Annotated in this window: 8 protein-coding genes; 6 read left to right on the forward strand and 2 right to left on the reverse strand. The window is 56.4% G+C overall.

The features are described 5' to 3' along the window. Window positions 1-23 precede the first annotated feature (23 nt). The 4 genes from PSR62_RS09975 (at window position 24) to PSR62_RS09990 (ending at window position 5,737) form a co-directional block, all read left to right on the forward strand. Window positions 24-1,331, forward strand: a complete 1,308-nt coding sequence (locus PSR62_RS09975) for a DUF1501 domain-containing protein (RefSeq protein WP_274407619.1) — start codon at window positions 24-26, stop codon at window positions 1,329-1,331. A gap of 12 nt (window positions 1,332-1,343) precedes the next feature. Continuing rightward, a complete protein-coding gene (locus PSR62_RS09980) occupies window positions 1,344-2,405 on the forward strand; it encodes a DMT family transporter (protein ID WP_274407620.1) in 1,062 nt (353 codons plus the stop codon). An 850-nt stretch (window positions 2,406-3,255) separates the two neighbouring features. Then, complete coding sequence (locus tag PSR62_RS09985; protein ID WP_274403829.1) at window positions 3,256-4,572, forward strand: IS4 family transposase; 1,317 nt, start codon at window positions 3,256-3,258, stop codon at window positions 4,570-4,572. A gap of 367 nt (window positions 4,573-4,939) precedes the next feature. Next, entirely contained in the window at window positions 4,940-5,737 is a 798-nt protein-coding gene (locus PSR62_RS09990) for a hypothetical protein (RefSeq protein ID WP_274407621.1), read from the forward strand. A 280-nt stretch (window positions 5,738-6,017) separates the two neighbouring features. Here the strand turns inward: PSR62_RS09990 and PSR62_RS09995 are convergent, their stop codons facing one another. Both PSR62_RS09995 and PSR62_RS10000 read right to left on the reverse strand, forming a co-directional pair. Then, window positions 6,018-7,451: a sulfatase-like hydrolase/transferase gene (locus tag PSR62_RS09995; protein ID WP_274407622.1), complete on the reverse strand. Its 1,434-nt coding sequence runs from the start codon at window positions 7,449-7,451 to the stop codon at window positions 6,018-6,020. Between the two features lie 83 nt (window positions 7,452-7,534). Continuing rightward, complete coding sequence (locus tag PSR62_RS10000; RefSeq protein ID WP_274407623.1) at window positions 7,535-9,208, reverse strand: sigma-70 family RNA polymerase sigma factor; 1,674 nt, start codon at window positions 9,206-9,208, stop codon at window positions 7,535-7,537. A gap of 762 nt (window positions 9,209-9,970) precedes the next feature. Here PSR62_RS10000 and PSR62_RS10005 point away from each other — a divergent pair. Further along, window positions 9,971-11,584: a hypothetical protein gene (locus tag PSR62_RS10005; protein ID WP_274407624.1), complete on the forward strand. Its 1,614-nt coding sequence runs from the start codon at window positions 9,971-9,973 to the stop codon at window positions 11,582-11,584. 12 nt (window positions 11,585-11,596) lie between these two features. Beyond that, window positions 11,597-12,667, forward strand: a complete 1,071-nt coding sequence (locus PSR62_RS10010; RefSeq protein WP_274407625.1) for a hypothetical protein — start codon at window positions 11,597-11,599, stop codon at window positions 12,665-12,667. The last annotated feature ends 25 nt before the right edge of the window (window positions 12,668-12,692 follow it).

A 12,692-nucleotide genomic window follows, 5' to 3' on the forward strand; every position in this document is an offset into this window, starting at 1 on the left:
ATTCACCCCCACGAGACCGAATCATGGCCGGAATTGAATTCACCCTGGAAGATCGACGACGATTCATCAGCCGATTGGCAAAGCAAACCCTCGGTGTGTCATTCGCAGGTGGCCTGCTAGGTGGACCTTGGTGGGATGAGTTGTCGCCTCAAAGCCGAGCACATGCGACCTCGGCCTCTGCCAAGAAAGCCAAGCACATCATCTATTTGTTCATGGATGGTGCGATGTCGCATTTGGACACCTTTGATCCCAAGGTTGGCGTCGAAGAAGCTGGCGAAACCAAACCGATTGCCACCCGAGTTCCCGGCATCCAGTTCGGTGATCGTTTTCCAAAACTTTCGTACCTGGCCGGAGCTATCGCGACCGTTCGATCGCTGTCCACCGAAACTGGGGCCCACGAACAGGGGCGGTACTTGATGAGGACCGCCTACAAACAAATCAATTCCATCCAGCATCCCGGCATGGGGGCCTGGATGGTGGACCGGCAGGGCCGAGCGAACAAAGAGTTGCCAGGGAACTTTTTGATTGGCAGCGGCAACCGGCACCCCGGTGCAGGGTTCTTGCCGCCGGCTTTGTCTCCCGTTCCGATTGCCAATGCCAATTCGGGTTTGCAAAACATCAAGTTGCCAAAGTACTTGGATGAAAAACTGTTTTATCGACGATTGGCGCTCGCCAATCGATTTGACAAGTCGTTTCAGTCGCAGCGGAAGAACAACGATGTCGAAGCCTACAACCAGCTGTATTTAGAAACTCGGAAGTTGATGGGGAGCGAGCACTTGAAGGTGTTCGACTTGAACGAAGAAGACTCCAAACTTCGCGACGCTTATGGTCGCAACTCGTTTGGCCAAGGTTGCTTGCTGGCCCGGCGATTGGTGGAGTCCGGGGCCCGGTTCGTCGAAGTCAACTTTGGTGGCTGGGACATGCACCAGGATCTCTATGCCCGCCTGGGCGAAAAAGCGACTCAGGTCGACGATGGGATGGGCGTGTTGCTTCGTGACTTGCACTCAAAAGGCTTGCTCGACGAAACGTTGGTCGTGCTGACCACCGAGTTTGGTCGCAAGCCTCAGATCAATGCAAATGCGGGCCGAGATCACCACCCCGGAGTGTTCTGCAGTTTGTTGGCTGGTGCCGGAATCAAGGGCGGGCAGGTGTTGGGAGCATCGGATAAACACGGCAGCTATGTCGATGAGTATCCGGTCAGTGTGTCGTCGTTCAACAAGACCATTGCTGCGGCGGCTGGGTTGCCGTTGGACGAGGAGTTCTTCGCGCCCAACGGACGTCCCTTTAAGATCGGGGGCGACGACGATCCCATCCCCGAACTTCTTGCCTGATGTCAGCGTCCCTTGTCAGAATCAGCCCAATTGGTCTCGCATCGTCGTGCTGTTCTGGCGTTGGTCGTTGTCAACGTTTTGTGGGGATCCTCGTTCCCCTTCATGAAGACGCTGAATCTGCTCGCTGACGAACACTTTGGCGTGGATGAGCACACAGCCTCGGGGGCTTTCCGGGCCGCTGCATCCGCCTGGATGATCGGATTGCGATTCGCGTTGGCATTCGTGATGTTCGCTGTTTGTTGCCACGGCGTTTTGAAACGCGTTCGGTGGCCGCACTTCCTCGCCGGAATCGCGATCGGGTGCTTGTTCGTTGTTGGGATGGTCTTGCAGGTGTCCGGGCTGTCAACCATCCCCGCGTCGCGAAGCGGGTTCTTGACCAGCCTCGCGGTGGTGTGGACGCCCATTCTTGCGACACTCTTTGAACGACAACGGCCACGACCCGTCGTGCTGCTTGCCGGGGGCGTGTCCCTGTTCGGCGTGGCGATTCTGACCGGGTTGCTCCAGTGGGCCGACGGCGGCCTGCGTTTCGCACCCGAGGGGCTGGGGCAATGGAAAACCGGTGACACGTTGACGCTGCTCGCCGTGTTGTTCTTCAGCGGCCAAATTGTCGCCGTCGATTGGTTTGGAAAGCGGCTGGATTCGCTTGCGTTCACCCCCTCCATGTTCGGGGCCACCGCCGTGTTGGCGTTGCTGTTCTTTGTCCTGATTCAACCCAGCATCCCTGAGGTTTCGGCCGGCGATGCAGGCAACTCTGGTTGGTACGCGTTGACAACCCAACCCCGCTTCTATGGGCTGATCGTGTTGCTTTCGATCTTCCCGTCTTTGGTGGCATTCTCGCTGATGAATCGATATCAACCCAGCGTGTCACCGACGCAAGCATCCGTGCTCTACACCCTGGAACCACTGATGGCGTCCACCTGGGCCATGTTCATCCCAGGGGTGCTCAGCGTTTGGTGTGCCGTTCAGTACGCCAACGAAACGTTGACCTTCGAGTTGATACTCGGCGGTACGATCCTGATCCTCGCCAACCTGCTGGCCCTCTGGCCAGCCAAGAACACGCCAGCCGATGGCTGAAATGGCGACGCCAATCGCGGGCGATGTGGATCAAGAACTCGCAGAATGTGCGTCCGCCTTTCCCTTGCCGGTCCACGTTTTCACAACCCACCAACGAGTAGGCCGGATCAAGCCGCTTCGGCACCGCTCCGGCAAATGCCCCGTATCCATCGGCGTAAGCGGCGTAAGGTGTAAGAGGCATCCTCGGCTTTTTCGACACGCCATCATCCAAAGCTGCAGCTTGGAGTTGGCCTCGGTGGTGGCGACCGACCTAAAAGGTGTCAGGTACCTTTTTGGGGGACTGGGGGATTTGCTTCGTCGGTGGTGTCGTCGCGTGATGCGATTGAGGCAGCGTTTTCCTTGGTGGAACCGCCTCCGAACCGTTTCCCGTTCGGAGGCTGCGGGAGCGTCAAATTACCTGCTTTTCCAAAAAGGTACCTGACACCTTTTTACGATCCGATGAGGAACGCCGGATGGTGCCACCCAACAAACCTTGATTGAGCGATCCAAGACGAGAAAACGTGTCCGCCAGTCGTGGGCGATCGCACTCGCTGACGAGCTGACCTCTGGTCGACACTCCGCTCATGTGAGATGTCCAAGACATAGCCCCCACCGATTTGACCCCCGTCCCAATAGTGTTCGGCCCGACGTTTGCCGGTCGATGCTGAATTGCTAGCAACGACAATTTGGCTTGCCTTCGCTCGCTGGGCGAGAGTGTCTCGTTCGTGCTTCAAGGGAACTGACGGGCAGTTGCGATGATGTGAAACTTTCAATGGTTTGCATCCGCCAGAGTCGAGATGCGTGAAACCGGATTGGCTCATGCGTCGATGTTGCTTTACTCCTGCGTTGAGCGGGCAATCGTTGGTTCGCCATGCCAACCAAAACCAAGCGACTCAAAAGACGAAAGCTTCCTGATGACCAGGGCGAGCGAACACAGGAATCTCTCGTCAAGCCAAAGATCAAAATCGAAGGCCTCAAATACTTCGCCATGCTCAAGCCTCTGCTCGAGCATCTTCACGAACATGAGTGCCAGCGTGATACCGCTGGCAACCGTACGCTGCACTACGATCAGTATTGCATGCTCGTGTTGCTGTATGTCCTGAACCCCACTGTCTCAAGTTTGCGAGCAATCTCGCAGGCCAGTGAGTTGACGAAAGTACGTGACAAACTGGGCAACGAGAAAGCTTCGCTGGGATCGCTATCCGAAGCCGGTGGGCTGTTCTCTGCAGACCTTCTCAAGCCGATCATTGAGGCCTTGTCTGCTGAAGTCAACGATGCTGCCCCGGACCCGCGACTGAGCAGCATTCAGCAAACGATCACCGCCGTGGATGGCTCACTTGTTAACGCCTTGCCGTCGCTGATTGCCGCATCCATTCTGAAGCAAACAACGGGCTCAGCGCTGGTGCGATGGCGACTACACACACACTTTGAGGTCAATAACCTGCTGCCCGTACGAGTCGACGTGACACCTGACGGCGGTGGAGAACACGACGAGCGGGCCGTGCTCAAACGAGTGCTCGAAGAAGATCGCTTGTACGTGATGGACCGTGGCTATGCCAAGTTCTCGCTCTTCAATTCAATCGTCGCGTCATCGAGTAGCTATGTTTGCCGACTACGTGACAACACGGTTTACGAGACGACTCAAGAACTTGAGTTAACCGAGGGTGACCGTGCTGCGGGGGTGCTCAACGATACGATTGTGAAGCTTGGAGGATCGAGCAGCAGCTCAAATTCCCCTGATCATCCGATCCGGTTGATCCAAATCCGCTGCACGCCTCATCAAAACCGCACAGGCGGAAAGGCGAGAGGTTCCAAGGCACCCAACAGCGATGGGATCCTTCGCATTGCCACCAATCTGCTGAATGTACCTGCTGAAATCATTGCCCTGATCTACTCCTACCGATGGACAATTGAAATCTTCTTTCGGTTCTACAAGCAACTGATGGGCGGCGATCACCTTATCAGCCACAACGTCAATGGGATCCAGATCCAAGTCTATTGTTCGGTGATTGCCTGCTTACTGATCAACCTGTGGACTGGATCTCGCCCCACGAAACGAACGTTTGAAATGATCTGTTTCTACTTTCAAGGCTTAGCCAGTGAAGAGGAGCTGATAGCTCACATCGAAAAGCAAGCTGCTGCAGAAGAGGCAAAGCGTGCCAAAGAGGAGCGTCAAGAAATTTGCTAATCGGCGTTGCGGGAAGTCATTTTGCCTGACTGGTCTCGGCGTAAATGCTGCGCGGTACCAAACACAAAAACGCAACGGCCCTGGGCAAGCCGGATCGCTTCGCTTCCTTCGCAATGAACCCACACTCAACTCGCCAACCATCCGCCAATATTCCAGCCGGCAAACGCCGGGCCGAACACTATTGCCCCCGTCCCCTTTTGGGGGCACGTCGGGAATTCGATAGGCATGTTGGCTGCGTGAATGAACGCACCGGCGGGGGCGAGTGTTCTTCCGCCGCTCCTTCGGATGTGTAATCTTGGTGCCCCGTCCTCGGGATAACAATCCTGCCGGTCACCGAACCGAACGCACCTTCTCTGCCGAAACCAACATGTCACACGAGTCAGCCGCTACCGATGGTTCAACCGAACCCAATCTCGATGCGACGAAGTTTGCCGAGGTGACATCGGGGGTCTATCGCCGCTTTGATCCGGAATCGGTTTGGATGGCATTGCGATATGCAGTCGGGCAACAATTGTTCGATGAGAACCCGACGATCATGTTGATGTTCGTGCGAATTGCGGAGATCTATCCGGAGGCTCAGGCACGATTGCAGGAGATCCGGTCCCAGGAATCCGGTCCGTTGCGTCAAGCGATTGACTTGATTGTTGATCCCCCCAACGAGCTTCGTGAAGCGAAGTACCTGCCTGATTCGATTCAGTCGCCCGGTGAGATGGATCTGTGTTGGGCGGAATTTCTAGTGACCGGGAAAACGGAAGTCATTGCGAAGATTGTTGCCGTGCTGGACAGAGACGACCGGACTCGTGAATTCCTCAATCAAACGCTCTCTAGCGATGCGACTGATTTTGAGTTGTCCGATGCGGAGCGTACTGAGCTTCAACAATTCGGAATTGGGATTGGGAAGTTGTCTGAAGATGCCCGCTGGGAAATCATGACACCAGGTGATTCCGATCTGTTTCTATGGCTGGCGATCAAAGACCAAAATGCGACCTGCACGCGGATTTTGCATGCCATGGACGAACCACTGAAACTGCACTTGGCGAGCAAGGGAGCTGCGTTCTGGTCACTTCAGGCGAATGCGACGCAGCACGGAACGATTCGCTTGCTCTGTGAACAGGCAAGCAAGCAACCTGGTGGCTTCGGACGAAAACTCCTGGTTCCAGCCTGACGTTTCACCCACTGCGGCCGGCGAATGCAAACCCGACTGGATTGCCGGGATGCCGCATCAAGTCAAGGACGATCTTCGCACACCACTGGCTGAACCGGAGCTCTAAAAGGTGTCAGGTACCTTTTTGGGGGACTGGGGGATTTGCTTCGTCGGTGGTGTCGTCGCGTGATGCGATTGAGGCAGCGTTTTCCGTGGTGGAACCGCCTCCGAACCGTTTCCAGTTCAGAGGCTGCGGGAGCGTCAAATTACCTACTCTTCCAAAAAGGTACCTGACACCTTTTTAGGATCCGATGAGGGAGGGGGCGAGTTCGAGGGTGTCGCCGAGCTCTTTTTGCAGGCTTTGGAGTTGCTCGAAGAGGTGCTTGACGACGGGTTGCATGGCGGGGTTGGTGGCCAGGTCGGTTCGCTCGCCGGGATCGTTTTGCATGTCAAACAGTTGCACTGTCTTGGCTTTCGGGAACACGATGAGTTTGTGCTCGGGGGTGCGGATGCTGCGTTGCAGATTCAGGTAGGCGCCGTAGATCGCGGGGTACGGTGTCACCGCTCCGTCCATCAAAGGAAGCACGCTGTGGAAGTCGACATGTTCGGGTTTCTCAATCTTTGCCAGTTCCAGCGTCGTTGGCATCACGTCTTGCAAGTAGATTGGTTCTTCCATTCGTGCGCCCGCTTTGACGCCAGGGCCTTTGACGAGGAATGGCACTCGGACGCTGTGATCGTAGGGATTCTGTTTTCCGAGAAGACCATGTTGGCCGACGGCGAGACCATGGTCGGCGGTGAAGAAGATCCATGTGTTGTCGGCTTCACCGGAGGCTTCGACCGAATCCAGAATCCGCCCGATCATCGCGTCCATGTGCGTCAGCAGCGCGTAGTACTCACGACGGTGAACTCGAACGGCGTGTTCGGTGCGTGGGAAGGGAGCCAGACGCTCGTCACGCAGTGAGCGGCCGCATCCAATTTCTTCCGCGTAAGGATGCAGCGGTTGGTAGTTCGCGGGAACGAGAATGTTTTCCGCGGGGTATTTGTCGAGGTATTCCTGCGGGGCCTGGCGGGGGTCATGAGTGGCGTTGAAGGCCAGGTACATGAACGTGGGTTCGTCGTGCTGGGCTGCGTCAGCGAAGAAGTCATCGGAGTGATTGGCGATGACTTCACTCCAGTGCGTTCCGCCTTCCCAGAACCCGCCCCATTTCGGATCCGAAGGCGACCAGGGATCGGGTTGCCCCTCGATCGGCCGGTTGTAGCCTTCGGGGAAATCTTTGGGCATGCCCGGGCGGGTGTCTCGAACGACATCGAATGATTTCTCGGCACTGGCTCGGCAGTGCCATTTGCCGGTCATGTAGGTGCGGTAACCGGCGGCCTTCATCATTTCGCCCCACCAACGACCTTCCTGGCGTTCCTTTTCAGATTGGTTGTAGATCTCCTGCGCCTGCCAGACGAATCGTCCTGAGTTCAGCATCGTGCGGCTGGCCAGGCACACAGCGCCGCTCCACGAGCCCATGTTGTAGGCGTGGTTGAACGAGGTGCCTTCGCGAGCCAGGCGATCGAGGTTGGGGGTCTCGACCTCTTGGTTGCCAAGTTCCGCGATGGAATCGAAGCACAGATCATCTGCGAAAATGAAGATGATGTTGGGACGGTCATCCGCGAAGGTTTTCGAGGAGGTGCCGTTGAGGAGAAGCGTGCCCAGAACAAGGCACGCTGCGATCATTGAGCGAAGCATGAGCAATCAAAGCTAGGTGGGAAGCGGGGAAAGAAGCTTCCCAGTCTAGCTCAATGAATCCGTCACGGGGGGCTCGATGGAGATCAGCTGGCACCCAGTTCGACATCGATTTTGGCGTCGCGAGCGGCGTCGCGAAGTTTGCTCAGTGCCCGTGCTTCGAGTTGACGCACGCGTTCCTTGGTGACGCCCATTTCTTCGCCGACCTCTTTCAAGGTCAAAGGTTCGACGCCGCGTTGCAGTCCAAAGCGAGCGGTGATGATCTTTTGTTCGCGTTCATCCAAGCGGTCCAAGATACGAGCCAACTCACGTTGACGTTGCAGCTGAACGGTTTCTTCCAGGTAGGGATCCAGGCGTTCGTCTTGGTGTGCGACGAACATTTCTTCTGGCGTGGCGCGGAAGCGATCACGGTGTTTGAATTCGTTCGGGATGGTCCGAGCGAAGTTCTTCATGATTGCCCAGGAAGCGTAGGTGCTGAATTTGTTCCCACGTGAGTAATCAAATTTCTCGACGGCTCGGATCAAGGACATGTTGCCGTCGCTGATCAACGAGAAGAAGTCTTCCGCCGAGGCGACGTGGCGTTTGGCGATGGAAACGACCAAACGCAAGTTCGATTGCACGATCTTGTTCTTCACTTTGACAGCTTCTTCGTACAGCGATTGGATTTGATCCATCACGGCAGTGTCCATGCGATCCGCTTCAATCAGTGATTGACGCAGTTTGTTCGCACGGTGCTTCAGGTAGTTCATTTTGCGGAACAGGTGGCCCTCTTGTTCCCGATTCAACAAGGGGACGTCGTAGAGAGCCGCCAGGTAGCTGGGCAATTCCGAGGGAGCCCGCACTTTCCGAGCGGATTCCGAAACGGGCATTTCGGCCAAGTACTCGGGTTCTCGCGAGGTGTCTTCGAAGTCTTCGTTGTAGATGTATTCCAAAGGCATCTCGAGCAGATGCTGCATTCGAACTTCATTCAGAATGCGCTGGATGCTGGTGCGAGTGCGTTTGAAGCGTTTGCACAATTGCGGGATTGTGGCGCCGTGCAATTGCAGTTGGTGAATGACGCGTTTGTCTTCTTCGCTGAGTGTTTCGCGATGGTGAGGGAAGATCGCCAGTTGGCGATTTTTCGCATCGAAGTTCTTGAGCGTGTAGCGAACCGTTTCGGGGGAACGGTGCATGATCGATGCGATTTGCTGGATGACTTCGGCAAAGGTGGCTCCGCCCTCGACCAATTGCCGAGCGCGTTCGACCATCTCGGTCTTCTCGTTGTCGCTCAATTGGCTGAAGCGTTCGCCGCGACGGACTTTGTCGCGGTTGTTGGCGATGAAACGATCGACGCTGCTGTTCAGGAATCCGACTCGTTTGCGTTTGCCGAACAGGAACTTTCGGCTGACCAAGCCGGCGTCACGCCAGCGGCTGATCGTCTTGGTGGAAACGTGGAAATTGCGACTGAGGTCGGCGACGGTGTGCACGTGCTCACCGGCTTCGTCGGCACTGATGTCGGCTGAATCGGAGAGGTCTTCGATCAGCAAACGCAGGTCGTGCACCAAGTCGGCCGAGGCGATCGTTTGCCGCAGCGACGATTCGGGGCGGTAGTTGGTGATCCGGAAGGTGACGTAGTCCATGGAGTAATCGCGATCGGGCTGAATTTCCGACAGCAATTTCTCGGCCAACAAGGACTGCTCGACCTTCTTGGCTCGAGGGCTGAATCGAGACAGTTGATCGCGAAGTTCTTTGACAGCAATGTTTCGGTAAGACGCATGCATGATCTTGGTTTCCCAATGCCAGATTGTCCGTGCCGTTGTCCTTGCGACCCCGGCGGGTCGTCAGCACGTCAATCCAATTTGCCCGGGGGTCGCCTTATCCGTAAGGCGATCGGTTTGATCGGGCAGGGAGACTTCGTTTTCAAGGCCGCCCAACCGGGCTGCTCAAAAACCATCCTATTTCTCACTGCCGTCTCGTCCGGCGCGACTCCGTGCCACGCCAGTTGAAGGCAACCGAGCATCAGAGCACTGATTTTCGGCCGACTTCTTGGGCTGTCCTGATTAGAGCGTGTGATCTGACCGAGAGTTCGCTGAGATCACCGTTGATAGCGAAAAAGACGAGTTTTTCGTCTTCCTGCCCTCGCCAAGTTTCCCTCGTTGACCCAATGTCAAAACGAGAGGGACCGGTTGAAGTGCGCCGCTACCCTGCCCAGATCAGGACGAGGGACCACTAGTGAAAGTTTCAGGCCAAACGGCACGTGCCAAGTCGAAAAAACGATTTGACTTTGCAAGTGTCCGGCAAAACGCTTGGTTTTCTCGTGCACAAAATTTTTGAGGCTACGAGCAAGTGTCCTTGTCACTGTCAAAAAAGTGCAAAGTTTACAATCAGTTTGAAACTTTGGCGGTCTCAGATTGAGAAAGCCGGCCAGAAGTGCGAGATCCGGTCAACCGGGAGAACCGGTCGAGCCGATTGAACGGATTGAGGCCGCCCATGCGAAGCGGTCGCGAGATTTTCGACTCTGCCGCCAATCCGCTGAATTGATCATGACGAATTCGACTTCTAACTGTGTTTCTTCGAATTCTCCTTCCGCGACTCGTCGTGCGTTCCTGGCTCGCTTGGTAGCGATGGGCGGCATGGCGGGGACGTTGGGGGCGAGTTCGATCGCCGTTGCCGCGGGGTCTGCGAAGGCCAGCGATGTGATCCTTCGCCCTCGCTTGGATCTCGGGTTGTATCGCGTTCGAATGGAGATGGACGTCAAGGGAAATGTCAATTTGACCAAGGACCCGTTGCTCGCCCGTGCCAATGATTCGAGCACCAAGCAGCAGTTGCCGATCACGGCGAAAATCGCATTGGATTACGAGGAGCGATTTTTGCGGCCTCGCAACGCTGACCTGGAATCGCCCATCATCGCGGCGGAGCGGCACTATCACATGGCGGAGGGTGTCAGTCGGTTGAGCCGCTTGGACCAAACCTCGCAGTTGCGTGGCAATTTGGGCTCGATTGTGGCTCGCCGGGACACGTTGCCAGAGGCGATTTATTCGACCAGCGACTACCTGAATCATGACGAGCTGGATCTTCTGCGGACGCCCATTGCGAGCGTCGCGCTCGACCACCTGTTGCCGACTCAAACGTTGACGGTGGGCGAGAAAGTGGCTCTCGATTCGAACGATTTGGCTTCGGCGTTCAACCTCAGTGGCGTGGCGGCGAGCGACGTTGAGATCAGTTTGGTTTCCAACGATGCCAGCAACGCGAAGCTGCAGTTTCAAGGCAAGCTGGACGGATTTGTCAGTGGGGTGCCAACGCAGTTGCGGGTGCTCGGCAAGCTGACCTTCCAGCATTCGGTGCGGACGGTCACCTGGGCCGCGGTGGCGATTCACGAGACTCGCGAAATCGGGATGGCGGAACCAGGCTTCGACGTCACGGCGACGATTCGGATGATTCGCAAACCCTTGGAAAAGCCTCTGGCGTTGCCAAGCACAGCGGTCGCGGTCGATTTCGATTCTCCGCCGCCGTCGGAGCGGATGCTGATGGCGATTGACTGCGAAAAAATCGGTGTTTCAGCGCTTCTGGACCGTCGTTGGCGGATCATGCAGGACGGTGCCGGGCAGGCCATTCTGCGAATGATCGAGAACGAACAGAGCATTGCCCAGTGCAACTTGAGATCATTGCCACGTCTCTCTGAAGGCAAGCAATTGACGCTGGAAGCATTCGAGGCGAGCGTGCAGCGAACGCTGGGCAAGCAGCTCGATCAGTTGATGCGATCCGAAGAGCAATTGGCCGACTCGGGGCTGCGAGTGTTGCATGTCACCGCCACGGGCGAAGTCGAGGGCATTCCGATCCAGTGGATCATGATGCACTTCAGCGATGATTCTGGCCGCCGCGTTCAGGCGACCCTGACGATGGACGGCGAAAGCGTGACCCGGTTGGATGGTTCGGACGTCCAATTGGCGGCCTCGCTGCAGTGGTCGGGACCTGGGGGCACCGGTGGCGAAGAAACCGATGTCGACTCGGCAGAAAAATCCGGCTTGGACGGCACGGAAACAGCTTCCTCGGCCGGTCAGCAATTAAGATTAGAACCAGCTGACGTGGTCGACCCGGGCAAAACTGGCCCGGAACACGTCATCTCAGCCAGTGATCTTCCCACGACCAAGCGTTAACGACGGCTTTTCATGTTCACTTTCGCCACACGAACTCGATCTTTGGACGACCTTTCGGCAGGCTTGCCGCAAAGGCGGGGCTGGACCGGCGTGCTGGCGCAAGGGGCGAAAAAACCGTTGGTTGCGGTCGCATGGTGTGTTTTTGCGGGCACTTTTTCGGTGACCGCCAACGCTCAGAACCCGGCCCCGGCGGTTCAAGTTCAAACCGAATTCGCGCCGGGGGTGGTGACGGAGATCCCGCCTGCTCCGGATCCGAAGGAAACGTTTGACGGGCCACTGACGCTGAAATCGATCATTGAGAGCCACCCTGAAATCGCGTGGCAGAGCGACAAGCATCCCAATGGCGAGCCGCATTTTGACCCTCGTTCGCGAACGCTTGAGGAAATGGCGAAGCAAGTGATTTTGCGTCGCGAAATTTTCTGCTTTGAATTTTCGTTCAAACCGCTGCGTCAGATGTACTTGGACGTGCCCCGTCCGGACGGCCGACTGCAGCGAAAATTGGTGCACTACATGGTGTATCGCGTTCGGTATCGCGGCGGTGATTTGCGTCCTGCCGTCGACGACCCAGACAATCCCATTTACCAGCGGATCGAATCGGTCAGCTACAGTTCCCGGCGATTCTTCCCGATGTTGGTGTTGAAGGATCACGAGAGCGACCGGAAATACATCGACCAGATCTTGCCGGCGGCGATGGATCGCATTGCGATTCGCGAGCAAATCACCGCTCCACTGCACAATTCGGTGAACATCAGCACCGTCAAAATCCCTCGCACGTCGGATGAAAACGCCCCCGGCACTTGGGGCGTCGCGACGTGGGTGGATGTGGAACCCGGATTGGATTTCTTCTCAATCGACGTGTTCGGTTTGACGAATGCATTTGAACAGGACGGTGAAGGCGACGACGCACCGTACCGCCGAAAAGCGTTGACGTTGAACTTCTATCGCCCCGGCGATGGAATGGATCAAACCGAGGATCGGGTTCGCTTTGGCGTGCCTGCTTATTCGGATCCAGAAGAGCAAAAATACATGCTCGACCAATATGGGCTAGAACGACGACTTGATTACACGTGGACGTTCCGCTAATCTCTCGCCCTCTCAAATAATCTAC

Origin of the sequence: Rhodopirellula sp. P2 (assembly GCF_028768465.1) — a bacterium.
Classification (GTDB): domain Bacteria; phylum Planctomycetota; class Planctomycetia; order Pirellulales; family Pirellulaceae; genus Rhodopirellula.

What these genes read in the sequence shown, in the direction of transcription:
- PSR62_RS09975 (WP_274407619.1), top strand. Translation starts at nt 24, where the DNA reads ATGGCCGGAATTGAATTCACCCTGGAAGATCGACGACGATTCATCAGC.
- PSR62_RS09985 (WP_274403829.1), top strand. Translation starts at nt 3,256, where the DNA reads ATGCCAACCAAAACCAAGCGACTCAAAAGACGAAAGCTTCCTGATGAC.
- PSR62_RS09990 (WP_274407621.1), top strand. Translation starts at nt 4,940, where the DNA reads ATGTCACACGAGTCAGCCGCTACCGATGGTTCAACCGAACCCAATCTC.
- PSR62_RS09995 (WP_274407622.1), bottom strand. Translation starts at nt 7,451, where the DNA reads ATGCTTCGCTCAATGATCGCAGCGTGCCTTGTTCTGGGCACGCTTCTC.
- PSR62_RS10000 (WP_274407623.1), bottom strand. Translation starts at nt 9,208, where the DNA reads ATGCATGCGTCTTACCGAAACATTGCTGTCAAAGAACTTCGCGATCAA.
- PSR62_RS10005 (WP_274407624.1), top strand. Translation starts at nt 9,971, where the DNA reads ATGACGAATTCGACTTCTAACTGTGTTTCTTCGAATTCTCCTTCCGCG.
- PSR62_RS10010 (WP_274407625.1), top strand. Translation starts at nt 11,597, where the DNA reads ATGTTCACTTTCGCCACACGAACTCGATCTTTGGACGACCTTTCGGCA.